Below are 25356 nucleotides of genomic sequence, written 5' to 3'. Positions count from 1 at the left end.
TATTATCTTATGAATAATTAGTTTGTTTTTTAGGACCTTGCGGCTTGCTCTTACATGTCGAAGAATAAACTATACAAAGTAATGAATGAGAAGAAATACCCCGAGAACTGGAGCGGCAGCTAGCATAAGTTTTATAGAGTTTGTAATTCTCCACTTCTTGTCTGTTTTTGATTCTGTGGAAAGGTTAGCTCTCATTCGATCACCGCTTACAGCTGCTCCAGATATGATAAGAGCTAGCCCCACTAATATAATGAAAGCGGTGAAAAGTACTGTTTCTGAATTTACGTTAGCTATTGTACATGCTACTAAAAGAATAAAAGATAAAATGAACCCACCAATAATTGATTTAATCATTTCTGTCTTCCTCCTAGTTTTTTTATAAAACCCCACATATTATCTATATAATATCATTTTTTCTATATTTTTACTTTTGTTTTTTTGTTATTCCAACAGTAATTAAAGCAACTAAAAAAGCGAAACGCTTATGTCTAAGTGCGTTTCGCTCAAGGGAACTACATTTCAACTATCTTTTGTGATGTCTGCCGGACGTATACGAATTACTTTTGATAAGTCACTTAGTGGTAACTGTATCTGATGACCTACACGCCCGCCTGAAAAGTAAATCGTTTCACAGTCTTCTGCCGTAGAGTCAATGAAGGTTGTGAACTGCTTCTTCATTCCGATAGGAGAACACCCCCCGTGAACATATCCTGTAAGAGGTAACAGCTCTTTTTGAGGAATCATTTCTAAGGACTTTTCACCAGCCGCTTTTGCCGCTTTCTTTAAGTCAAGCTCCTTTTCAACCGGTACCATGAAGACATAATGTTCTTTTGATTTTCCTACGGTCACAAGTGTTTTGAAGACTTTAGCAAGATCCTCTCCGAGCGAAGTAGCTACCTGTACCCCACTCAGATTTTTAGTTTCATAAGAATAATAATTGTACTCAATTTTTTTCTGATCTAAAATTCGCATTACGTTCGTTTTGTCTGCTTTTTTACCCATAATTATCACCGATACCATCATAACACGTTTGGTTTTCATATCTCCATATATTAGGATAGGTAGATTATTTTGTTTATTAAAAAAGCCACTAGAGACGCTAGTGGCTTTTTTCATTCCATACATTCAATTGTTCTACTGCATCAATACGTTTATCTACAGTCTATATAGTTAAGATTTTCACCTTAACTATATAGGTGACATTTTACTTTATGCTTGCTATCAATCACTGTATCTTCAGGTGTTTCTTTCATGCAGCGGTCAAATGCGAACGGGCATCTTTTATGAAACGCACAGCCTGAAGGTGGATTAAGAGGAGAGGGAATTTCACCTTTAACCTCAATTTTTTCACGTTTTTCATGTTCATGAATCGCTGGGACAGATGATAAGAGAAGCTTTGTATAAGGATGACGAGGATTTGAAAAAATCTCATCTGTTGGTCCTTCTTCTACTAATCTTCCTAAATACATTACGCCAACGCGGTCTGCAATATGTCGTACGACGCTTAAATCGTGGGAGATAAAGAGATATGAAAGCTTCATTTCTCTTTGCAAGCTGCGCAGCAAGTTTAAGATTTGTGCTTGAATGGATACGTCCAGCGCTGAAACCGGCTCATCACAAATGATAAGCTTTGGATTCAAAATCAATGAACGCGCAATGCCTATACGCTGGCGCTGGCCGCCTGAAAATTCGTGCGGATAGCGGTTGTAATCTTCTTCGTTAAAACCAAGCTTTTTTAATAACTCAATGACAAGCTGCTTTCGCTCGCTTTTTGCGCCTACATTATGAATTGTTAATGTTTCTTGAATGGAAGCTCCAATCTTTTTCCTTGGGTTAAGGGAAGTATGCGGATCTTGGAAAATCATTTGCAAATCTTTACGAATGGTTCGTAAGCGTGATGCTTTGGATTCGAAAATACTTTCTCCATTAAACTGTGCTTCTCCGCCTGTTGGTTCTACTAATTTTAAAAGCGTGCGCCCTGCTGTACTCTTTCCGCAGCCAGATTCACCTACTAATCCGTACGTTTCGCCTTCATAAATGTCAAAGGATACATCTTGAACCGCTTTGATTTGTCCCTTCGCTTTTCCTAAAGCAGAACGAACCGGATAGTATTTTTGCAGGTTGCGAACTTCAAGCAAGGGCTTCACGCTTTGCTGCTTTGCTTCACTAGACATACGCGACCTCTCCTTCTTGAATTTTTTCATAGTGCCAGCATCGAACGCGATGCGTCTCATCGGCATGCTCTAAAACAGGTACTTCTTTACGGCATTTTTCCGTTGCAAACGGGCATCTTGGTGCAAAACGACAGCCATCTGGCACGTTTGAAAGCGGCGGAACGGTTCCGGGAATGGACGAAAGCTCTTGTGTTCTGTCGCCATCTAAGTGAGGAACCGACTTAATTAAGCCCATTGTATAAGGGTGAAGCGGCTTTGAAAACAGCGTTTTAACGTCCGTTTCTTCCATCACTTGTCCTAAATACATCACGGCTACTTTTGTACAAATATTAGCGACAACTCCTAAGTCATGGGTGATGAACAGCACGCCCATGTTGAGCTTGTCTTTTAAATCCATCATAAGATCAAGGATTTGCGCTTGAATGGTTACGTCTAAAGCCGTTGTTGGCTCATCGGCAATAAGAAGCTTCGGCTCGCAGGCTAAAGCCATCGCAATCATAATGCGCTGCCTCATTCCTCCCGAGATTTCATGCGGATACTCTTTTGCTCGCTGTTCTGGAGACGGAATGCCAGTTAGTCTCAAAAGCTCTACGACTTTCTTTTGCGCTTCTTTTTTAGAGACTTTTTGATGCAGACAAATCACTTCAGCAATTTGTTTTCCAATTGGCATAACGGGATTTAATGACGACATGGGATCCTGGAAAATCATTGAGATTTCGTTTCCTCTTAGCTTTTGAATTTGCTTTGAAGACATGTCCAATAAGTTTTTTCCTTCAAACAAAATCTTACCATCGTAGCTTGTTAGGTCTTCATCTAATAGCTGAAGAATAGATTCGGACGTTACGCTTTTTCCAGATCCGGATTCACCGACAATGCCTAATACTTCTCCTTTATTTAATTGAAGAGATACATTGTCCACAGCCGTTACTTCTCCGCTATACGTTGTAAAAGTTACTTGTAAGTCTTCTAATTTTAAAAGGGCGTTACTCAACGTTTTTTCCTCCTTTTCTTCAGCATTACGTTTTTCGGATTTAACCAATCGCGCAGACCGTCACCAAATAAATTAAGACCGAGTACAATTAAAATGATGAATACACCCGGAAACACGGTCATCCACCATGCGTTGTAAATCGCAAGCTTTCCGTCATACAGCATATTCCCTAAGCTTGGCGTTGGCGCAGGAATTCCAGCTCCTAAAAAGCTTAGAGAAGCCTCTGTTAAAATCGTCACGGCAAACACGTATGTTACTTGAACGATTAAAGGTGATAAGACGTTTGGTGCCATATGAAAACAAATGATTCGAAGTGAGCTTGCTCCTTGAGCTTTTAGCGCTTCAATAAACGTTTTTTCTTTTACAACAAGCGCAGCTGAACGAACAATTCTCGCAATCGAAGGAATAAATACAAGGCTCAGTGCGATAATAACGTTGCTTGTTTTAGGTCCTAAAGCAGACATGATGGCAATTGCTAGTAAAATAGATGGAAAAGCAAACAAGCCGTCACAAATTCTCATTAAAATATAATCGAGAATTTTATAATAAGAAGATAAAAGTCCAACGATTAAACCAAGTACAGTAGCAATAATCGTTACTGCGGCTCCAATCATTAACGATATTCTGACGCCGTACATTGTCCGACTAAATACATCTCGTCCAAAGTTATCCGTTCCAAACCAGTGCGTGCTTGATGGCGGTGCCAATCGATTTGCAGGGTCGATTTGTAAGCTTCCAAAAGGAGAAATGAGCGGAGCAAAAACAGCAATCAAAATAGATAATGAAATAAGTGTCGCTCCTCTTACTAGCAAACGATTTGAGAAAAAGCGAGCTGCCGCTGGGTTTCTTTTTTTCTTTGCAGTTACTGAAATGGTCTCTGTATTTTGTTGTGCGTTCACATTCATCACCCTCCTTTAATCATGATAAGAATTGCGTACACGCGGATCGATCACGGCATACAGCAAATCAACAACTAAATTGATGACCACATAAGCAACCGTAATTAAAAGTACAGCTCCTTGAATAAGCGCGTAATCTCGGCGTTCAATTGATGAAACAATTAGCTGACCTAACCCGGGGATGTTAAATAATGATTCTGTTACTGCCGCGCCGGTTACAAGTCCTGCAAATGATTCTCCGATAACTGTTAAAATCGGTAAAAAACTCACGCGCAGCGTATGCTTAAGCATAATTGTACGTTCATTTAACCCTTTTGCTTTTGCCGTTTTAACAAAGTTTTCAGAAATGGTATCGAGTAAAGAGGAACGCGTCATACGCGTAATTAATGCAGCTTGAATCGCTCCAAGCGTAATCGTTGGTAAAACTAAATACTTTAAGTATTCAAATAATCCAGCATTTAACGGAACGTATCCTGAAACAGGGAAAATTCGAAGCTGTACAGCAAAAAGCAAAATAAGGAATGAACCGAGAAGAAAGCTAGGAATAGAGATACCTAAAAGACTGGCTCCCATAATGCTTTCATCACGAATCGTTCCTTTATGTTTAGCTGCATATATACCAAATAGTAAAGCAAACACCACGCCAAAAATTTGCGCAAGTATAGCTAGAGAAACCGTAGGACCTACATTATCCCAAATCGCCCCGAGCACAGGTTTATTTAAAAAGTAGGAATAACCAAAATCTCCGTGAAAGATGTTAGATAGCCAAATAAAGTATTGATTGACAACAGGCTCATCCAATCCCATTTCTTTGCTCAGCGCTGCAATTTGTTCCGGACTTGCGCCTTGTCCTAAAATGATTGCTGCGGGACTTCCAGGCGTTAAGCGCGTAATTAAGAACACAACAATAGATACAATGAATAAAACAGGAATTAGTGCAAAAAGTCTCTTAAGTGTATAAGCTCCCATCGTAAACTCCTTTCTAAAACAGAGAGCATAAGCCCTCTGTTTATTAGAATAATAAGATATTATTTTGTTAAACTCATATTGTAGAAAATTGGACCTAAATTATACTCATAGCCTTTTGCATTGTTAGAAACGGCATTGATGTTCACTTTATGACCAATAAGCGTGAACGGAAGCTCGTCCCATACGTATTGCTGAATGGCATCAATGTCACCGCGAGCTTCTTTAACAGAAGGAGCAGCTTTAATTTTGTTTAAGTAGTCCAGTGATTTTTCAACTGATGTACCTTTTGTAGTCCAGAATCCTTGGAAGATGGTAGAACGAGCATTCCAGTCAACAGGATAGATGTCCCATTGGTTTGTATCACTCATTTTATCGCTGAATGTCGCCCAGTCGTACACTTCTAATTTCACATTCATACCAATGTCTTTTAATTCTTGTTGAACCACAACAGCTGTATTGTATTGATCTTGGTAATCACGAGACGCCATTAAGCGAATTTCTTCTCCGTTATAACCAGATTTCTTCAAATATTCTTTTGCTTTTTTCTTATCGTGCTGGTTATATTCTTCTTTTCCAGCTGTACTGTAGTAGTTTGGATACTCTTTGTTCACAATGGATGAAGAAAGCTTGTAATAATCTGAGCTTCCGTAAGAACTGTCTAAAATATCTTTTGAGTTAAGAGCTGCGTTAACTGCTTTTCGTGCATTGATGTCTTTAAAGACGCCTTTATCTGCGTTGTAGAAAAGTCCCATAAATCCGCCTGGTGATGTTTCTACTTTTGCATTTTGGCTGCCTTCAACTTGTTTGGCATTATCACTTGATACAGATAGCGCAACGTCAAATTGTCCGGTTGTAATACCAGAAATCCTAGTTGACTCATCGCTTACGAAACTAATCTTAATTTCATCGACGTGAGGAGTTTTCTTAACTTCGCGGCCTTTCGAAGAATAATCTTTAAATTTTTCTAATAAAAGATATTGATTTTTCTTCCACTCTTTTACTTTATATGGACCTGTTCCTATGTAGTCTTTGATCCCTTCATCAGATGCATTGTCAACCACTTCTTTTGGTAAAATAGCTGCTGCGGGGATTGGATCAGCTAATAAAGATAGCGTGTTAACATTTGGCGATGGTAAATGAAGCTCTACCGTATAATCACCGGTTTTTGTCATTTCAGCACCAGAGAAGTTTGTTTTCCCAAGGGATGATAGCTTAATCCATCGGTTAATAGAAGCGACAACGTCATCTGCAGTCATTTCTTTACCGTTATGGAATTTAACCCCTTTTCTTAATTGGAACGTGTATGTTTTTTTATCATCGCTAATATCTACTTTAGACGCTAAGTCAGGCTTAGGATTTCCTTTGTCGTCTAAAATCATTAACCCTTCATAGATACTGCGCGTTGCATCTTTTACATCTGAGTCCCCAGTGATTTGAGCATCTAGCGTTGCTGGCTCACTTTGAGACGCGACGTTTAGTGTTCCGCCTTCTTTTCCTTCTTTTTCACTTGAAGTATTTTTACTTGCGTTACCACTGCACCCTGCTACTATAAGGACAATGGTTAAAAGAGAGATGAAAAGTAAATAAGTCCTTTTCACTAAAATCACTCCTATTTCCTTGTATAAAATTTTAATCCGACTATAATAAGAAGAATAGTAGGAATGTGAACAATTGTAGCACTACCTTTTACCTTTGGCAATTAGTATTTTTAACATACAGAGGCTATTATACCATTTTCTATTAAATAAATATGGTATATATGTATAATAGTTGAACAAAATAACCATTTATTTCTTATAAAGCAGGCGATTGAAAACACTTTATCAACGCAGTAAAAAAGAAAAAACATCTCAAGAAATGGTAATTTAACAAAAAAGGAGAAAACAACAGTGGGATTTTTAATTGGTATATCAGGAAGCATTATTGTCGATCAAGGAGGACGCTTTCCAGGCTATAAGCGAGCGTATGTAAATAACGACTATATTGAATCAACAGCGCTCAGCGGCGGAGTTCCTTTTATCTTGCCAGTGCTAAAGGAAGAAGAAATGATTAAAGCGCAGGCAGAAAGTATAGACGGGTTGATTTTATCAGGTGGACAAGACGTCAATCCCCTTTTATACGGTGAAGAACCGACAACCAAAACAGGTTCCCCTTTTTTAGCACGAGATCAGTCTGAACAGCTATTGTTAAAGCATGTGATTGATCAAGGAAAGCCGGTATTAGCGATTTGCCGAGGCTTGCAAATTTTAAACGTTGCTTACGGCGGCACTCTTTATCAAGACATGTCAGACATTAAAGAGTCATTTATCAAACATGATCAATACAACAATACAAGCGACCCTTCTCATTCCATCATGATTAAAGACGGAACACGCCTACATGACCTTTACGGTAATCAAGCTCTTATTAATTCATTTCACCACCAAGCTATTAAAGACGTAGCGCCAGGTTTCGAAGTTTCTGCATGGGCAAAAGACGGAGTCATTGAAGCCATTGAAAAACAAGGAGAACAATTTGTAGTTGGCGTGCAGTGGCATCCAGAAATGATGGCAAAAGAACATGCTTCAATGCTGAACTTGTTTAAACTGTTTATGGAGAATGTGCAGCAGTCGGCTAGGAAAAAAGTCAGCATTTGACGTTTCAATCTACTTTGTTACCAATATGGAAAAGGCAGGCCATTGCGGCCTGCCTTTTTGTATTAACTGAAGATGCGCAAAGAAATCTAGACAAATCTTCATCTATTAATTAGATAAAATAGTGCAAGTATTTTTGGCTTTTACAGTATTTCAATATACCCTTCTGTTCCATGTACGCGAATTCGCTGACCGTCTTTTATCAGCCGAGTAGCATTCTCTACTCCAACAACCGCTGGCAATCCGTATTCACGTGCAATGACTGCACCGTGAGTCATCAGTCCGCCAACTTCCGTAACAAGCCCTTTTATCCCTACGAATAACGGGGTCCAGCTAGGGTCAGTAAAGGAAGTAACTAATATATCGCCTTCTGATAGATTAGCATTTTCCATGTTTAAAATGACGCGCGCTCGCCCTTCTATCACTCCTGAAGAAACCGGTAAACCTACAATTGCTTGGGACGGGATGTTTTCTCGTTTGTACGCACCGGTAATAATTTCACCTTGAGACGTAATCACACGCGGAGGTGTTAGCTTTTCATATAATCTGTACTCTTCTTTTCGTTTGCTGATGATTTGGTAATCCAGTTTATGTGTGCGCAAGACTTCGTGAAGTTCTTCAAACGTCAAATAGTATATATCTTCTGTTTCATCAATAACGCCGGCTTTTACAAGCTGCTCGGCTTCTTTCAGCAGAGCCTGCTTATAAACAAAATAACGGTTAATCATCCCGTATTTGGGATATTCACGATAACCGATAAAATTCCGGAGGAGATTAATCTTTTCTTTTGTTTCTTTTACTTTTTGTTCACCATCCGGCAATTGGTTTAATCGATTTAGTAGCTCTTGCTCTTTTTTTAAGGCTTCCTGCAGGCCTTTTTCAAATTTTTTCTTGCTGGCATTAGCCTCAAAGTTTTTAATATTACCAAGAATCACCGGGATAAGTGCAGCCGGCTTTTCGCTCCAGCGAGTTTTCGTAATATCGATTTCTCCAGGACATCGCATTCCGTATTTGCTGAGATAATCATAGATAGCGTCTTTGGTTTCCTGCCCACCTTTAAACTTAACTACTTCATCCAAAAAGTTATCATCTTTTACATGTTGTAAATAATGGATGACTTCTGGATAAGGACGAATTACATCTGCGACATCCAATAGCGCAAGACCCATTTCTGAAGTAATATTGTTTGGGACAGATTGAGAAAGCGTATCTGCTGCGTTTTTTTCACCTAGCCACGTCTCCATTTTTTCATTGATCCATGATGAAGCATCCATAGCGGCCATAAACACAGCTGTACTTTGTGGGTCAAATAAGATTTTCTTTAATGTCCCGATATCTTCTGAAATAAAATCGACTAATTCCGGCCCTGATTTCGTCTGGATGGTTTCTTTTAGTTCTTCTATTGATGCTTGATTCTTCTTGATCAAGTCAGAAACAATGGTCGAGTCGTTTTCAATTTGTGCCTTATACTTCGTAGGCGGCACGCTTTTAGTGCTTTTACCGGAACTTTGATCATTGGATAAAGATTTTATGAAATCCCCCCGTTCTATTATGCTTGTAAGTGCGTCTTTCATAAGCGGATCATGCTGTCCCATGGCACCTAACATCCTTTTTCTGCTGTCAGGGGAAGCCAGCATAGGCGTGACATCGACAAACAGCCTTCCACCGGCTGTACGCATAGGTGCATTAGTCGTTAACAGAAAAAAAGACAATCCCAGTGGTTTCATGGCATCGGTCATCATTTGCTGGTGTCCAACAGATACATACACGTGATTTTCTTGATCATCTGCTTCAGGAATTGGATATAAAGTAGTGATTGGACGACTTTGGACAATGTAAAATGTATCATCAGCCAAGCACCATTCAATATCTTGAGGACAATCAAAATAAGCTTCAAGCTGTCTTCCAACGCGTTCTAAATGTAAAATTTGAGAGTCAGTGAGCGCTTGCGTTTTTTGTAGATCAAAATGAACTTCCTTGGTTTCTGTTCCCCCTTCTTTTAATCCGTAGATAGCTACCTTTTTAGCTGCTATTTTTTTATCGACGATTTCTCCTTCTTGTACTTTATAGCAATCGGCAGATACCAAGCCAGACACTAGCGCTTCTCCAAGTCCAAATCCTGCATCAATGGATAGCAGCTTTCGATTAGAAGTGATTGGGTCAGCGGTAAACAAAATACCTGAAGCCTGCGGGAAAACCGTTCGTTGAACAATAACCGATGCGTGCACTTGACTATGGTCAAATCCATTTTTTATACGGTAGGTTACCGCGCGATTTGTAAACAGGGAAGCCCAGCATTTGCTAATGTGCTCAAGGAGGGCTTCTTTGCCTCTGATATTTAAATAGGTGTCATGCTGACCAGCAAAAGAAGCATGTGGCAGATCTTCAGCGGTCGCACTTGAACGAACTGCATAAGCATGCTCTTCCCCAAACTGAGAGAGAGAATGAATAACCGCTTTTACAACGTCAGAAGGAATTTTTATTTCCAGAATAATTTGGCGAATTTTTTCACTAATTTCACTAATTTGATCTCGGTCATCAGCTTTTAGCATCGTCAGCTGGTTCAGTAACGCTTGAAACGTTTCGTTTTGTTCAATGGCTTTTTGATACCCGACCGCTGTCACACAAAATCCGTCCGGCACTTGTATTCCTTGAATTTTTGATAACGCCCCTAAATTCAAGCCTTTTCCTCCAACAAGTGAAAGCTGTGTTTCTTCTATTTCTTGAAAGCTAAGAACTAAAGAGTTCATTCAACATCTCTCCTAACCGGTAATGTTTTATTGATTTTACCAGCAGTAAATGAGAATAAACAGTCTATATCGGCGTTTTTTTATGTGGTATAATTAAAGTAGGAAGAGAAATACACGCCTTTTTGTTTGCGTTTACATATTTGGAAGTTGTATAACTAACTTATCTAATTGATTTGTATCCTTTTTAAAGCAGATAAGCACACGCCTCATAACGCTGCTATTCTTCCCGCCTCGTTTGACCGCAAGAGAATTCTTTTCAATGTTTTTAATCACTTTATCTTCTCATACAGAATGAATTTCTTTTTCCCCCTTCTTTCAGCTAGTCACCTGAAGAGTCTAGCCCATCAAATGACTAACTCTCTGTTTTGCTATTTTGAAATCATAGCGTTACGAATGTATCTCTTCGCTCGTTTTCTAGCAAGTGTATAAATGATTGCCTGTAAGACAAGCGCCGCAAGGCTTATCAGTATGATTTGCTCAACAGAATTAAAGGGCGAAAAATATTTCTCCCATTTAGGATCAGGAAGTCTTATTGCGTTATAAAAATATGAAGTACTAAAAGAAACGATATTCCCTAAAACAAGTGATAAATCGGCTCTAATAAGCCCACTTAGATAAGATAATACGACTGTAACTATAGCCATGATTATATAGTTTACTTTTGAATCATCTTCAAAATCTTTTCGTATAGATAGATAAACATATGGAATGCAGTAAATGGTAAAAATTATAAAAGGAAGTAATCTTCTCATATAGTAATCTCTCCAATATTTAGGATTCGACATGGTTCTCTATTATTATAAATTACTAAGAATAATTTTTTCCAGTTTTTTGTGCACAGAGAGTGTAGAAATACCTATATATAAAATGGTTGTTTTTAAAATTATTTCTTAAAGCGAAGTAAAAAGCACTCTTATGAGTGCTTTTTTAAAGTATATTCATTTAAACAATACATGTGTTTTAATCTAATATTCTCTGTTTACTAGAGAATATTGCGTCTTCATACTAAGGCTGCGCCCATAGAGTTTTTAATTGTAACTGAACTTTTTCATTTTCGCGCTCGGCGTACTGTTTTTCCATTTGGCTAAAATGATTAAATTGTAATGCAATGTCCGAATATTTATGTGAAATCTCTCCGATATTTAATGCACTACCCAGCGCTTTTTCTGTTGAAGGAAATTCATATGTAACAGCTCCGCTTTTGGTTTGTATGCGCATGTTGATATGAAGACTTTTGGATTTCGACATCCATGGTACGTTAGGATCAAACTCAATAGACCTTACGTCACTCCATGAGATGTCTGTGGTTTTACTAATGACAGCAGAAACATGAATCCCCTTTTTGTCTATCGTTTTGACTCTTTTTTTATTTTTCATAGCTATCTCCTTTAGTTCGCTTGCTGTATGCTGTTTATTGTATTAAAAAAAAAGAAAAGAGTCAGACTATCTCATTTGATACTCTAAGCTTTACTAGACAAAGTGATTTAGGTTTTTGAAACAGTATCATAGATCTATTAGATATGGCTAACTTGTTCTACAACCTCTAAGTGCTTTGCAAATTCCTTATAATTTCTCTTAGCACTTAAACGTTTAAAATCACCCACTAAATAAAATTCAATTTTAGCACGCGATACCGCTACATTCAGTAGATTTGGTTTTGAACACGACCAGTCCGCTGCAGTGTCTGATTGTTTATCTGTTCCGACAACAAAATATACAATATCTGCTTCTTTCCCTTGAAAAGTATGAACTGTTCCAACAGAATTTACAATCCACCTATTTAGCTTACGCTCGTCCATATGCATCCATTCTTCTTTCAACTTAGATTTTAATAACTTAGTAATTTCTGTTTTCACTTTCGTAAAAGGTGTAATAATAAAAACATTTGGGAACTCGGCCTTTTTCTCTGATTCCTGAAGGCGCTGAAAGTGTTGCTTGATTTTTTCTAAGACGAATTGACCTTGTTCTTTTACATAATGTTTATTTATGGCTCCACCATGACAGTCGTACCAAACACCAGCGCTTTGATCAGAATCCATAGCTAAAACCATTTTATTGTCATATGCAATTTCATTTGAAATAGAAAACATGGGATTGGCGCAGCGACGGTGAACCCAGAGTGGTATACCAATTCGCTTATTATTGCCAGTATACGTTCCTATAGGATTTGCTAAGTCTGCTAGTCCCTGTACCGAAGCTTCTGGACCGATATATTGCTCGCCTATTTTAAAGCGCCTGCGGATATCGTTTAAAATGGTATCATCGAGAGTAACAACGGGCTCAATCTGAATAGGATCTCCTACAATTATTGAACGTTTAGAACGCCATAATGCACCTGCAGCTTGCTGTGGAGAAGCTTGGCCAGCTTCATCAATGAATAAATAAGAGATAAAATCTTTTTTAATTCCTTTGTACATTTGAGAAAAGCTGGCAAATGTTGTACTGATGATGGGCGTTATAAGATGTATTACATCCCACATGTTTTCAGTTTCGCGAATACCTTCACTGGTATTTAAGTCAACTTCGCTACGATTAGCAAAAAGCTGAAGAGGGCGCTCTAAAGCTTGTCTATTGTAGATAAGAAAAAGCTTGTGAAGCTGTAAGGCCTTTATAAATAACAAGCCCCGTTTGAAATTTAATGAGTCCGTCTGCCAAATAATATCCTTTTGACGTTTTTCATATGCTTCATCAGTTTGTGCCCAATGTGCATCAATGGAAAGCTCTAATCTTTCTTTTTTAAAGGACTGCTGTAACATTAAAAAATGCTGTTTTTTCTGTTTAAGAGAATTCAATTCCGCTTCTAAGGTTTTAAGCCTTGATAAGCTTTGATCTTTTAATGCTCTTAAATCTTTTACATCTTGTTTAAGGTTCTTTGTTTGAGTATCTTCTTTATTAAATAACCTTGTCAGAAAATTAGGCTTTGGTAGCTTTTTTAGTTCTTCTTCTTTTACTTCTATATCACCATATATAGTACCAAGGGGATGTTTGATTTCCTGTATCATTTTTGTATACTTACATATCTCCAAGTCTATGTCTTCTACAACGTCCGGGCTCTGTTTTAATATCTCAATGTATGTGTGTAAAGCTTGTTTGTCATGCTCAATTTCTTTATATAAACTTGTAAACTCTGTTACTGCATCCGACCAAGACGAAGGAGTTAGATTTTGAACTTCTTTATCTAGTAAATTTATTATCGTATCAACTTTTAGTACATCTGCTGCTTGGGTTTGATTGCTTTTCTTTCCAAGTGCTACCGATATTGGTGCAAAAATAGTATCTTCTGATTTCTGGGCTTCATAAGGACCAAGAACTAATTGTTTTGAGAGTTCTTCAAAAATGCTAGCTCTTTAATTTCTGTTAGATAGCTATTATCATTTTGGTTTTCATCTTTTAATTTTAACTCTTTTAATTTTGGTAGGTCTTTAGAAATATTTTCAACCGCTCCATTGTTACTTGAAGCAATAACCATTTTAAATTTTGTTAATGATTCCTTTAAAAAAAGTTGATTTCCTTCAAATGCTTGTTTAGGGTCAGAAAACTTTGCCATTTCAGTAGCGCGATTAACAATAATTTGTGCAAAAATATCCTTTAATAATGTTGTTTTCCCTGTTCCTGGAGGCCCATTTACTGAATTTATTCTTTCATTTTCATTAAGCACTTGGTTTACAGCTACTTGCTGCATTAATGATAAACGATATTCATTTGTTGAAGGCCATCGCCCAGCGGGCAAGTTTTTTGGATCAAGAGCATTCTCAATGGCAGCACGATTTTCGTTAATATCAAGAGCTAATTTGCAGCCTTCTAAAAAGTTTTTCAACGTTTCATTTGGTTTGTCACCTAAAATAAGTTCTAAATTGTTCATATAGAAACTTGTGAAGTTTTTGGATTCTGAGGAGTCCTCTTTCTTCAAAATAGAAATTTCAATATAATTCTCTGCATATTGAACTGATCGTTTTGCAAAACGATGAAATGTTTCATCGTATTTTGTTAGAAGCTGAAGAATTGCTGATTCATTCACTCCATCTATAAATACAGAATTAGCAAACTCCTCCCATTCCTTCGTCATTAATACGTATTGTTCTGAAAACTGTTCAATGTTATAGCCTCCGTTCTTCACCATTTCTGTTGTGATTAAGTGAAGCGGCGGAATAAACAGCGACTCTTCAATATATTGACCGTTTTCATTTAATGAAAAAGTTAAACTGAAATTTTTATTCCACTTAGCATTAATAATTTCATCTAAAATTCCAAAGTGCTGTCTTAGAAATTGAACAAGGTTGTTTTGCACATAACAATCTAGATAGTATGTAAAAACTAGACTATCCTTTGCTGGGTTAGTTAACTCCACTTCTTTCCATAACTCTTCTTTTATGTTTACTTTACGAACCCGTGGTTGACCAAATGTTTTTATACGCTTCCCTAATTTGATACCCGGTACTGGAGGAACAACCCCAGGGCTTAAATTTTCAGCAAAATGCCATGCCTTTAATATATTTTGTGTATTTGTCATATTATCAACCCTCTTTATTGTAAAGAATTTGCACATTCAGCTTACAACGAATAAACATATAATTAATTAAATGTCTTCTAGCTGTTGTATTTAGATGTTCACTTGTTAAATATAAAGGTTCATGTGTTAATACAAACTATTTTCATGAAGTATAATTATGGAGATGTATACTAATAATCTACCGTTTTCCACCATAATTGTAAATAAAAGAAGGATTTTAGCTAATAAAGATTAAGTCTATAAATATCATTTTTGTAGTGTAAATACAGGTAAAAAAAGAATTTGCACATATCGTAAATTTATAAAGCCTCTAAAAATAATTTATCGCATTCTTTTTAAAAATTTACCTTAGGTTACTGTTGAAGATGAAAGGTTGGTTGGTAATATGTGAGAGAATGAAAAAGCTATAGAAAAAGCTATAAACAATACAAAAGCAAGTTTTGCGGTAGAGGGCTTGTACCTTTCTGATTCGGAAAAAAGACTAATTCAAAAAAAGGTAACCGGTCAACTTTCAGATGAAGAATTTTTAAATGAGGTAAAGAAATTAAATAAACTAGAGTAAATTCATAAGATGTATATTTCTTAGAAAAATCGTTAACGAGAGTGGTGCTTATATGCCAAGTCGCGAACAAAAACTAAAAAAGTTGTCTATCGAAGAGTTACGGGCAAAATTAAGTGAAGAGCTTAAGAAAAAACCGCCACGTAAAATGGAGAGTGATAAAGATGGCACAATTATATTAGATCCAAACAACCCTCAGGATTGTGAATGGTACGATAACGATGATGCTTATGGCGGATATAAAACTGATGATTAATTATATTATCTTTTTTTCATGGTTTTTAGTCTTATTTCTTCTATGGATTATCGTCTCATTCTTTGGAGGTGAAAACGGCCAGTGGTGGTCTATGTATCGTTTGAATTCCCATAAATATGGTCCGTGGGCCTTAGAGCTTTCTGATATAAAGATTGTTATAGCCGCTGTTATTTCGTTAATAATAGCTTATATAGCGAGTTTTAGATTTAAAAGATACAGATAAAAAGAGAAAACTCCTTGTCATTAGAGTTTTCTCTTCTGCTTTTGCTTCTAGCTTTCCTATCCTTAATGTTTTGAAAATGGATTTTAAGGCGGTAGTTAGGTTATAAAAAAACGTTAATCTGGTTCTTCAGCCAGGACCCAAGGAACTTCTATCTCAAAATTAAGTTGAAGTACGGGTCTGGTAAATCCGCCAGGGACAAATTCTAAATCGTTGGAAAAGCCAATATGTAGATTATTACTTATTTCGATTGCATCATCTGAATTTATAATTTCAAGAGGTGTTTGATGAGATACCTTACCTACAAGATGATAGCAGCCAATATAGAAGTGTAGTCCATTTTCTTGAGGATCAAAATGTGATAAGTGATTACATTGAGAAGGATTAATACCTAGTTGGTAAAAAAACTGAAGCTCTATCTTCGGTCGTGACTTCATAGCTTCATAGAAGTTTAGACAATATAGACAATCGCACAAATCCCACTTCTTTAAATACTGTTTTTGTGTTTCTTCAACATCAATTTCTAAAATCCAATTATTAATCTTTATAGTTTGATACATAGTCTTCACTTCCCATATTTAGGCTATTTAGAAGTTACCTTCAGTTGCAGAATTCTGTAGCTTAATTTATAAGCTGATTAGAAAGATATATGTCCAATTATAACGAATCAGCAAAAGCATCTAATAATTCTTCACCTTTAGTTTCTGCTTCTGTCTCATCAAATTCTTTCTCTTCTATCCATTGTTGGTAATGAACAATCTCGTGAGCCATACTGCGGAGTATAGCCCAAAGAGCATCAATTTCTCCCCTTTCCGATACTAATTCTTCATAGTCACCAGTAGCAATTCGTATATAAGGTTCTATCGCTTTATCATATGGTGCAAAGAAAGTAGCGCTTACTAGCTCTTTAGAATATTTATTTTTAATTTGATAATCCTTTTTTAAATATACAACAACTCTTACAGGAAATTCTATCGTTGAACGTAACCAGACTGCAAAGTTTAAGCAAGACTGTCTAACTGCTGGTTCTACACCTTTCTGACACCTAACCCTCAACCCTGATCGAGGATATTGCACCCTAGCTCTCCTCATTTAATTTCACCTTTAGTTTCTTAATGGCTCTTAATACTTCACTCCTGTTTTTAGCAAGCTTCATCCACTTTGGAAGTCGACTCTCGACACTTAAATAATAGGGATGTGATTCCCTGAGTTCAGCTTCTATATAGTTTTCGATATAATTTAAATGTTCTAGGTTTAATCCCCATAAGGTGTTTCCACTGCATTCGATTTGTAAGTAGAGCGGAAGTTGAAAATACCAATCACAGGGGTCTCCAATTAAGATTACTTCATAATTAGCTTTAGGTTCATACGAGACTCTTGCTTTTCCATAACCGTTCGCTTTTATAACTTTGTCTTTTGTTGCTCCGCAAGCAGTACAAACAAACCTTCTTCTGGCGTTAGCGACATAGGGACTCGGATTATCTAAAGCTATGACGCTTGCACAAGAAGCACAATGTGGACAAACGACTAGAAACTCATCCCTAACTCTATAAGTGTTTTATTTTTATTTAGAATTGTTTTTTTCAAGACGTTTCCCCTTTGAATTTATTCATTCATATTATCGAAGCGATGAAACCACAACATAGATTTCATTTAATTCTACATTAATCACCAGCTGCAAATACTAATTTATTTAGCTTCAGTGCTTCTAAGCAAAGACCCTTTAATGCTTCAGCAAATGTTTTCGTTTTCAGATTTATTTCCGTTGGCTGTCGACAGGTAGTCTTTAACGCTTCACATACCTTTATTAATTGATTGATTTCTTGTACAGAAAACAACTTGTCACCATATTGATCCAACCCTGTCAATAATCCAAATGAATCCCTGAATTCTCTTGCTAATAGATAGTCGTGTACTCTTTCCTCAAATTTTACACATTTAGTAGAAGAAGCTGCTTCTTTCTTATTATTAACGATATAGAAATCGATTCCTACCATAAGGACCTGCCTTTCTCTACATTCTTTCTAAGTTTAATAGGTACTAAAAAAAGAGGACAGCTAGGTAGATATTAAAATACTAGCTGTCCTTTTCTGACCGGACTCCTATCAAAATCTTTTAACGAAGCCATAATTAAGTAACATCTTCTACAAACTCTTCTAGAGAATCATACATTTCTAAAGCGTCCCATTCACCCATACCATGTTCAGCTGTAAAAACTGGATAATCTTCATTCGCTATATCGATAAAGAGCGGGTCACCACCTATTTCTTCATCATACCCTATAACAAACCAGTTTTCTTGCCAATCTCCTTCTTGATTTCCTATAAGGGAATTTGCTTCTAAATCTTCTCTGTAACCTAATTGTCCATCTAAAAACTCACTTTTAAGGTAGATATAATAAGGAGTAGAAAGAATTTCTCCAACTTCATCTTCAAATTCTACGTTCACCGACGTACCTGGAAGCTCTTTAAGGATTTTATAAATTCTCTCTATATCAGCTTTTATCATTTGCTTCTCCCCTTTAATAGTCTGTATGATTTATCGTGGCCATTATCCATTCTTCTAAGCTGTCTGCTATTACTTCGCGCTGCTCCCAATCGTGCCAAAAGGTGATAATTTGGCCGACTTTTCCTCCTTCAGCAGGATCCAAGTCTATACAAATATCATCTCCTCCTCCATTCGTGGCAATCGAAATCCAACGCGGGTTCCACCAAATTTCTTTTTTTACTGGTCCAACAGGTTCTACTTCTGGAAAATCTTCAAATTCTCCTCCGTCTAAAAGCTCTTTTAAGGTTTGCCACGTATACAGAATCTCCTCTAGAGGTAATAGAGTATAATTTTCAATAACTCCTATATACTCATCGTTCTGTCCATTATGTATCATTAACCAATCTTTAAGGTTTTGGGGGAAGGTTAGTCCCATCTTTTGTTCAACCTCTGCAATTTCTGATTCAGCAGCAGCTTCATTAAGCGTTCCTACTGCTTCTGGTCGATGTATTTTCAACCACTGTTCAAACTCATTCCAAACTTGCTTCATACTGGACTCCTCCTTATACAACATTATTAAATGAATCTATGAAAAATCATCCTGTATTTTTTAAGCTTATACTAATTATGTATGGAAATATTATGTAAATAAACTATTTTATTACTTTCTATTATATGAAACGAACATCAATTAGCTCGCTTAACCTCATTTTATTTGTCTGTTGATCCGCCTCATCGATAAAAACAAATAATCCTCCAAGAGAATCAACAAACTGAATAACTCCTGTTTCCGTTATACACTGCCCATGCTTGTAATACGTAAGGTACACTTTTTTATGTGTATGAAGCGCTTCGATCAAAGTGAAATTAATCTGTTCCATTTGATCTTCTGTTAAAAAAGGTTGAGGTATTTCTGCTTGTTTTTTTATAATTTCCTGTAACCCTTTGTATTGCTCTGGCATAGTGGCAAACGGTCGCCATTTTTTCATTCCTCTGTTCTGCATAGCAGCTTCCTCCTTTATGCTTTATGACCTCCTAGAAGGCCGTTTCGATAACGAGCTGTTGAATGCTCGAGATAGCTTGAGGCCCGTAGAACGCTATTCTTTCCATAACGAAGACGAATGTCATCAATCGTTTTTGCAAGTGCATAGGCTCTTTCCCGCTGATCAATATCCTCAAATAAGCTCATTTGTTCTTCTTCTTGAATGCGTGTGTTCGATAAAGAAATACCAATGGAGCGAATCGGCATTCCGCTATCATATGTATGTAAGATTGTTAAACAATACGGAAAGATATCTTCGCTTAAGTTCGAAGCTCGCCCCATTTTCTTTTGTCTTGAGAACCCTCCGCTTGTTTGCTTGCTGTAGCCAATCGATAGATGAATAGTTTGGGCCACGACTTGATGCATCCGCAAACGAAAACAGACATCGTCCAATAGCTCCAACAGCAATAACTCCACTTCTTTTCGGTTTGTATAATCGCGGAATAGAATCTGACTCTTTCCAAAGGAACGAGAGCTAGGAATGTACACATCGGAAATGCGACTAAAATCAATGCCATTCGCATATTGGTGCAATTCTTCGCCTAGTATGCCAAATTCCTGTTGTAACATCTCTTTTGAAGAAAGAGCGAGTTCTTTTATGGAGTGAATGCCTAACCGGTGTAAGCGTCTTTCCGTAGCAGACGAGATCCCCCAGAAATCCTTCATCGGATGAATGGACCACAACTTAAAGGGAATATCCTCATATCGCCAATAGGCAACTCCTGTTGGGCTGTTCTTGGCTTCATGATCTAAGCTCACCTTCGCCAGTAAGAGATTCGGACCGATACCTGCGGTAGCTGTCAGCCGTGTCTTGCGATGAATCTCGTTGATGATTTTATGGGCCAGTTCTTCTGGTGTTTTAGCGAATAAATGCAAAGAAGCTGTCGCATCAATAAATAACTCATCAATGCTATACGCATGAAAATCTTCAGGAGCCACATACTGTAACACCAAACTTGAAATATAGTTCGAAGCCTTGATATATCTCTCCATGGACGGATTCACCACATGGATATCTTTCCTTTTAGGAATGTCGAAAAGGCGACTTCCCGTTTTGATCCCTTCTTTCTTTAGTAAGGGTGTGGCAGCCAACACAACTGATCCCGATCGCTTGACATCTCCTACCACCGCAAGCCTTGTTTTCAACGGATTTAAGCCCCGTATGACAGAAGAAACCGAAGCAAAAAACGATTTCATGTCTATACAAATAATCACTCTGTTTGGTAGCTTCCCATAATCCATTGAAAGAACTCCTTAAAATAAAGAACATTTGTTCTCTTTATTATATACGAACAAATGTTCTTTATTCAAGGATGAAATTTAAAGTTTTCCCGATTATTGCTATCACTTACAAAGAGTTTATTGGTACATTAAAAGGGTCAATGGATGTATAACGTAAAAGTAAGAGTTTAAAAGGATTAAATACTAAAGGAGGCTAGAAGTTGAAAAAAGAATATTTTGTGCAATATTCAGACCAAAGTATAATTAATAGCTTTGACTTTCCACAGAATAATTTTGTATCTATTACTGTAGGAATTAGTGAGATCACGCATGATCTGATTACTTCCTTAGTTCAACAAATGTTCCGTTTTCCAGTTTTCTTTGTTTTAGAGTCAATGATATTTGGATATGAAAAAGAGACTTTAATTGAAAATCAAGTTCCTTTTTATGAGTTTTCATCGGATAGTGCTATTGTTAAAGTTGATTCTGTAGAAAAATTGGATGTTGTTAGTGGGTTAGCAGAGGTATTAGTTAATAATGGACTGAGTATATTCATTTTCTACGGAGAAGGTATTGTAGAGCAGGATTTAATTCCTTTGAGACAATGGAATAAACCTATAAAATTTAAAAATGTCGATATATATAAAGTAGATACATTTGTGGATGTGGAAGAGGTTGGATTTACTATATTCAGTAAGAATAATCTATTTAACACACCTGGAAAGGTCCAAAATTATATACCTCGTTGCTACTCACTTGATATTAATAGCAGCGATATTTAACATTTCTAGATTAAAAGGAGGAGGATTTATAGTAAATGAAATATAAAAGTAATAAGAGTATATTGAAAATGTCAGCTATCATCCTTCTTACTATAGATTTATTCTTTTATCTTTTAGCATTAAAGAGCCTATACGTTTTCTCTTTAAGGGTTTCAATATATCTTTTGATTTTTGTCCTGCACTTTATCTATCTATACATAGTCCTTATAACTGTTAGCAAAACAAAGGAGTCTAAAGTCTTCTGGGGTGTAATTGGGCCATTCTTTATTGTACCTATAGCAATCGTTGGGTGGTTTATATTCTTTTATAATAATAAAGTTGACTATTACTATCTTAGTTCACCTAATTCTACACAAAAACTTATTATTGGCTATTCTAATTGGAGTCTTGGTGAAACTAACCATTATTATGACTTTTATAGACAAACTGGATTCCCCTTGGTGAAAAAACGACTAAATCACGAATCTCTTCATGTCGTGACACGAAATACGGATATGAGCGATTTAAATGTTTTAGGAGCTCATGATGCACAATGGGTAAATGAACAAACAGTAACTTTTACATCTCCATATCTAAATAAGGAAGTAACTTTGAATTTAAAGTAGGTACCTAGTTCTACTTAAACAACAGAATCGAGAAAAAGCCTGTATCTAATAAGATACAGGCTTTTTCTTTTCTAATTTAGTTACCATAAGTTTGATTATCGATAGCCAAATAAACTTTTTAAATATTAAATTTTAAGGTTAACACTGACTTTAAGCTCTATCATTAAATACAAATTAATATAAAAAGGAGTATATTGAGAAGATTTAATAAATCAATTTTTATGGACTGTAGTTTTGGCATTTGTAACTATTAGTGACCATTAGCATATTTTGCCGACTACAACTAATTTATTGTAACCTATTGCTTTAGGTAAATTGGTATAAGTCCGGTCCATTATCAAGATATCAACTAGTAAAGTTTTTGAAAGTATTAAAAATGGTTTTGACAGTAGAAAATGTCGGAAAGAATTTTCCCTTTTTGCAATTTATTATATGTTTCTTCGGCCTCTTTTTCTGTTTTGAATTCGAATATAGTAATATTATTTTCTCTTGAATAAGCATTTATTATAGTAACCATCCACATGAAAAAACACTCCAGTTCAAAGATTATTTCCACTTTTATACGTATAAATATTTCGGACATGTTCCTTGAATTTTAAAGTTAGATTTTCCCTATTTCCTTCTGACTCTTTAAGGCAATTATCTTTTTATCAAACTTCATAGCTAATACTAATATAAAAGCTATAATTAAAATAATACTTAAGAAAATTAAACCAGATTGCATGTTTCCTGTAGAATCTTTTAACCATCCAACTGCATAAGGGCCAACAAAACCACCTAGATTTCCAATTGAATTAATTATTGCAATCCCAACAGCTGCTGTGGCTGGACTTAATATCATAGTTGGCAATGACCAAAAAGGACCTTTGAAACAATACATTGCTGCCAATGAAATTGTTATTAAAATCATCGCAATAAATGGATTAGACACCATCCCTACACTAAATAACGTTAAACCAGATACGAGTAACGGTAAAGCTGTGTGTACACGTCTTTCGCCAGTGCGGTCTGAACGCCTTGACCAGTAGTTCATTACTATTGAAGCAATAATGTAAGGAATTGTAGCAATGAATCCAATCTGTGTGTTTGTTAAGTAGCTTGACAATCCTTTGATAATTTGGGGCATCCAATAACCAACGCCTAGTGTGCCTGCAGTATATACAAAGTAAATTAAGGAGAGGTGCCACAGTTTAGGATCAGTCAAGGCTGTCTTATGACTAGAGGTTTGTTGGTTTTTCTTTTCTCTTAGCTCCTCGTCTTTTCTTAATTCTGAAATCAACCAATTTTTTTCTTCATCTGTTAACCACTTTGCTTGTTCTGGTCGGTCTGTTAAGTAGAAATATGTTACAAATCCTAAAACAACAGCAGGCGCACCTTCTATAATAAACATCCAACGCCATCCAGGTACATTCATCCAATGAATATGATCCATAATTAGAGTAGAAACGGGAGCTCCAATAATATAAGAAACTGCGATTGCTGTCATAAACATCGCAATTGTACTTGCTCTTTCCTTAGCTCGAAACCAATAAGTAAGATATAGAATAACACCAGGAAATAAACCTGCTTCTGCTACTCCAAGAAAGAATCTAATAATATAAAGTTGATTAGCACTCTGAGCAAACCCGGTTGCAATAGAGATAATTCCCCAAGTAATGAGAATTCTAGTAATCCAAACTCTTGCCCCAAATTTTTGCATTAAAATATTACTTGGTACTTCAAAGATAAAATAACCAATAAAAAAAATACCTGTAACGAGACCAAACATTTTACTTGTTAGTCCTAGTGCTTCATTCATTTCCAATGCTGCATATCCTACATTTGCCCTGTCTAGATAAGAAATAATATAGAGTAAAAATAGAAACGGGATAATTCTTCGTGTTACCTTTCGAATTGTCTTCTTTTCGAAATTCAATTGAGAATTTTCCATTCAAATTCCTCCTTTTAAAATAATAAAAGAAATTTTAAAAGCGCTTACATTTGTTTTAAAAAATAAAGAGATACTCTTGTGGTTCTATAAGATGTGTAAGAGTATCTCCAATTACCCTTCTGTTTTCTCCTCAAAACAACGAGCAAAATTAACTAAATCAAATCTGATGATAAAACTTTTTTTAATGTTGTCAAAAACGTTTATTTTTAATTAAAAATGCTCTCAATGCTTGGTATACCGTTAAATATCAAATGTTTTGGTTGATAATTAATGTTACCTAACACAGTTTCTCCATCTACATCGGGAAAAGCAGTCTCAGTGGAAGCAGAATCTAGAACCACAAGGTTTTTTTGAGTAGAAGTAAAATCATCAATTCCTAACAATTTAGGAGCTGTTACCAGAACTGCTCTAAAAGCTTCATCTAGAGACAGTCCACCTACAATCATTTTAGAAACTATGTAGCTCATGTTATAAACAGGGTATTCTCTCCATGACGCGCTTGTTAAATCTGTACTGATAGTATCTGGTTTAATTCCCTCAGCTAAGCATTTATAAAAAACATCCCAATTAAAGTGTTTTCTACCGTGGCCGATATCTAATAATATTCCTCTTTCCACTGCAGCTAGAAATTCTTTTTTTACCTTTCCAGCAGTATTTAACACGTTTCCATTCCTTCCTTGAAATGGATGAGTTAGAATGTCCCCTTTATTAAAAAATTGTGTTACCTCTTCAATATCTAGTTTCGTTCCAGTTAAATGAACCATTATTCGTAAATTCGTTTGATCGGCTGCTTTTCTTGCTAAGCGTAATAAAGACCGGTCAGTAGTTTCGTCCACCTGGCCTAAGCGAATTTTAATTCCTAATAAACTATCTTCAACTGAAGATGCAACTTCAACAATTCGATCCAACGAAATGTTTTCTGGCTTGGTCGGGTTAGGGTTGGGGTGATTGGTTAGCCCTTCTGGTAAGGCTGATAACCAAGAACGTACTGTTAACGGGCTGTTTTCCCAGTAACGATTTGCTTCTTCCCATCCGTCATAACCAAAAGTACCTGCGTCCCCAACTGTAGTTACTCCTGAGGAGAGATATTGTTTATCTGTAACACCAATCTCTGCTCCAGGCGCCCATAAATGACAATGAAAATCTACTAGTCCCGGTATAATTACACTAGATTCAGATAAATGAATATCCCTATCATCCTCATGAGTAACTGTTATACTTGTAGACTTATTTGGAATGAACCCTTTTTCTGACCAAATAGAACCGCCTTGAAAATTCCATACTCCCATGTAAATACACCCCTTAACTTAATATTGATATAATAGATG

General features: G+C 36.4%; 25 protein-coding genes. 4 read left to right on the top strand and 21 right to left on the bottom strand.

Features of this window, described 5'->3' with window-relative positions; translation table 11 throughout:
- Nucleotides 1-69: 69 nt before the first annotated feature.
- From ACO1DI_RS14685 to ACO1DI_RS14655, 7 genes are all read right to left on the bottom strand, one after another.
- On the bottom strand, nt 70-354 hold the full coding sequence (locus ACO1DI_RS14685; RefSeq protein ID WP_014460573.1) for a DUF5316 family protein: 285 nt from the start codon (nt 352-354) through the stop codon (nt 70-72).
- A gap of 165 nt (nt 355-519) precedes the next feature.
- Nucleotides 520-1002, bottom strand: coding sequence for a Cys-tRNA(Pro) deacylase (ybaK, locus tag ACO1DI_RS14680; RefSeq protein WP_034264724.1), 483 nt, complete (start codon nt 1000-1002; stop codon nt 520-522).
- 182 nt (nt 1003-1184) lie between these two features.
- Complete coding sequence (locus tag ACO1DI_RS14675; RefSeq protein WP_014460575.1) at nt 1185-2174, bottom strand: ABC transporter ATP-binding protein; 990 nt, start codon at nt 2172-2174, stop codon at nt 1185-1187.
- A complete protein-coding gene (locus ACO1DI_RS14670) occupies nt 2167-3165 on the bottom strand; it encodes an ABC transporter ATP-binding protein (RefSeq protein WP_423145427.1) in 999 nt (332 codons plus the stop codon). The genes ACO1DI_RS14675 and ACO1DI_RS14670 overlap by 8 nt, the downstream gene beginning before the upstream one ends.
- Complete coding sequence (locus ACO1DI_RS14665; protein WP_423145426.1) at nt 3162-4070, bottom strand: ABC transporter permease; 909 nt, start codon at nt 4068-4070, stop codon at nt 3162-3164. The genes ACO1DI_RS14670 and ACO1DI_RS14665 overlap by 4 nt, the downstream gene beginning before the upstream one ends.
- Nucleotides 4071-4079: 9 nt before the next feature.
- Entirely contained in the window at nt 4080-5033 is a 954-nt protein-coding gene (locus ACO1DI_RS14660) for an ABC transporter permease (protein WP_028413754.1), read from the bottom strand.
- Nucleotides 5034-5092: 59 nt separating this feature from the next.
- A complete protein-coding gene (locus tag ACO1DI_RS14655; protein ID WP_226701161.1) occupies nt 5093-6631 on the bottom strand; it encodes an ABC transporter substrate-binding protein in 1539 nt (512 codons plus the stop codon).
- Nucleotides 6632-6922: 291 nt separating this feature from the next.
- Here ACO1DI_RS14655 and ACO1DI_RS14650 point away from each other — a divergent pair, with 291 nt between their 5' ends.
- On the top strand, nt 6923-7669 hold the full coding sequence (locus ACO1DI_RS14650) for a gamma-glutamyl-gamma-aminobutyrate hydrolase family protein (RefSeq protein WP_226701160.1): 747 nt from the start codon (nt 6923-6925) through the stop codon (nt 7667-7669).
- Between the two features lie 140 nt (nt 7670-7809).
- Here the strand turns inward: ACO1DI_RS14650 and ppsA are convergent, their stop codons facing one another.
- The 5 genes from ppsA to ACO1DI_RS14625 form a co-directional block, all read right to left on the bottom strand.
- Nucleotides 7810-10416, bottom strand: a complete 2607-nt coding sequence (gene ppsA, locus ACO1DI_RS14645) for a phosphoenolpyruvate synthase (RefSeq protein ID WP_423145425.1) — start codon at nt 10414-10416, stop codon at nt 7810-7812.
- A gap of 368 nt (nt 10417-10784) precedes the next feature.
- Nucleotides 10785-11168: a hypothetical protein gene (locus tag ACO1DI_RS14640; protein WP_014460582.1), complete on the bottom strand. Its 384-nt coding sequence runs from the start codon at nt 11166-11168 to the stop codon at nt 10785-10787.
- A 253-nt stretch (nt 11169-11421) separates the two neighbouring features.
- A complete protein-coding gene (locus tag ACO1DI_RS14635) occupies nt 11422-11793 on the bottom strand; it encodes a hypothetical protein (RefSeq protein ID WP_423145424.1) in 372 nt (123 codons plus the stop codon).
- Nucleotides 11794-11930: 137 nt separating this feature from the next.
- Complete coding sequence (locus tag ACO1DI_RS14630) at nt 11931-13418, bottom strand: DEAD/DEAH box helicase (RefSeq protein WP_423145423.1); 1488 nt, start codon at nt 13416-13418, stop codon at nt 11931-11933.
- A 308-nt stretch (nt 13419-13726) separates the two neighbouring features.
- Complete coding sequence (locus ACO1DI_RS14625; RefSeq protein ID WP_423145422.1) at nt 13727-14926, bottom strand: AAA domain-containing protein; 1200 nt, start codon at nt 14924-14926, stop codon at nt 13727-13729.
- 614 nt (nt 14927-15540) lie between these two features.
- On the opposite strand from ACO1DI_RS14625, the gene ACO1DI_RS14620 reads away from it, so the two are divergent.
- Nucleotides 15541-15741 carry a hypothetical protein gene (locus tag ACO1DI_RS14620; protein WP_014460585.1) on the top strand — a complete coding sequence of 67 codons (201 nt, stop codon included), beginning with the start codon at nt 15541-15543 and terminating at the stop codon, nt 15739-15741.
- A gap of 336 nt (nt 15742-16077) precedes the next feature.
- Here ACO1DI_RS14620 and ACO1DI_RS14615 read toward each other — a convergent pair whose 3' ends face one another.
- The 7 genes from ACO1DI_RS14615 to ACO1DI_RS14585 form a co-directional block, all read right to left on the bottom strand.
- Entirely contained in the window at nt 16078-16521 is a 444-nt protein-coding gene (locus tag ACO1DI_RS14615) for a hypothetical protein (RefSeq protein WP_209368880.1), read from the bottom strand.
- A gap of 97 nt (nt 16522-16618) precedes the next feature.
- Nucleotides 16619-17038: a hypothetical protein gene (locus ACO1DI_RS14610; RefSeq protein ID WP_209369408.1), complete on the bottom strand. Its 420-nt coding sequence runs from the start codon at nt 17036-17038 to the stop codon at nt 16619-16621.
- 587 nt (nt 17039-17625) lie between these two features.
- The gene (locus tag ACO1DI_RS14605; protein ID WP_014460589.1) at nt 17626-17958 is read right to left on the bottom strand and encodes a hypothetical protein; all 333 of its coding nucleotides are present in this window, start codon (nt 17956-17958) and stop codon (nt 17626-17628) included.
- A 133-nt stretch (nt 17959-18091) separates the two neighbouring features.
- The gene (locus ACO1DI_RS14600; RefSeq protein WP_423145421.1) at nt 18092-18469 is read right to left on the bottom strand and encodes an SMI1/KNR4 family protein; all 378 of its coding nucleotides are present in this window, start codon (nt 18467-18469) and stop codon (nt 18092-18094) included.
- Between the two features lie 13 nt (nt 18470-18482).
- Nucleotides 18483-18998, bottom strand: a complete 516-nt coding sequence (locus ACO1DI_RS14595; protein ID WP_226701152.1) for an SMI1/KNR4 family protein — start codon at nt 18996-18998, stop codon at nt 18483-18485.
- Between the two features lie 121 nt (nt 18999-19119).
- On the bottom strand, nt 19120-19452 hold the full coding sequence (locus ACO1DI_RS14590) for a YolD-like family protein (protein WP_406866801.1): 333 nt from the start codon (nt 19450-19452) through the stop codon (nt 19120-19122).
- A 14-nt stretch (nt 19453-19466) separates the two neighbouring features.
- Complete coding sequence (locus ACO1DI_RS14585) at nt 19467-20732, bottom strand: DNA polymerase thumb domain-containing protein (protein ID WP_423145420.1); 1266 nt, start codon at nt 20730-20732, stop codon at nt 19467-19469.
- Nucleotides 20733-20932: 200 nt separating this feature from the next.
- Between ACO1DI_RS14585 and ACO1DI_RS14580 the strand changes: the two genes are divergently transcribed.
- Complete coding sequence (locus ACO1DI_RS14580) at nt 20933-21493, top strand: hypothetical protein (protein ID WP_423145419.1); 561 nt, start codon at nt 20933-20935, stop codon at nt 21491-21493.
- 35 nt (nt 21494-21528) lie between these two features.
- Nucleotides 21529-22098, top strand: a complete 570-nt coding sequence (locus ACO1DI_RS14575) for a hypothetical protein (protein WP_182421070.1) — start codon at nt 21529-21531, stop codon at nt 22096-22098.
- Nucleotides 22099-22699: 601 nt separating this feature from the next.
- On the opposite strand, the gene ACO1DI_RS14570 is transcribed toward ACO1DI_RS14575, so the two are convergent.
- Nucleotides 22700-24028 (bottom strand): MFS transporter, encoded by a 1329-nt coding sequence (locus ACO1DI_RS14570; protein ID WP_243557028.1) that lies wholly within the window; start codon nt 24026-24028, stop codon nt 22700-22702.
- A 206-nt stretch (nt 24029-24234) separates the two neighbouring features.
- Nucleotides 24235-25317 carry an amidohydrolase family protein gene (locus tag ACO1DI_RS14565; protein ID WP_116738616.1) on the bottom strand — a complete coding sequence of 361 codons (1083 nt, stop codon included), beginning with the start codon at nt 25315-25317 and terminating at the stop codon, nt 24235-24237.
- Between the last annotated feature and the right edge of the window lie 39 nt (nt 25318-25356).

Origin of the sequence: Priestia sp. 40 (genome assembly GCF_049368575.1) — a bacterium.
In the GTDB taxonomy this organism is placed as follows: domain Bacteria; phylum Bacillota; class Bacilli; order Bacillales; family Bacillaceae_H; genus Priestia; species Priestia zanthoxyli.
Note: the sequence above shows the minus strand (reverse complement) of the source record. Positions and strands in the feature narration are given on the sequence as shown.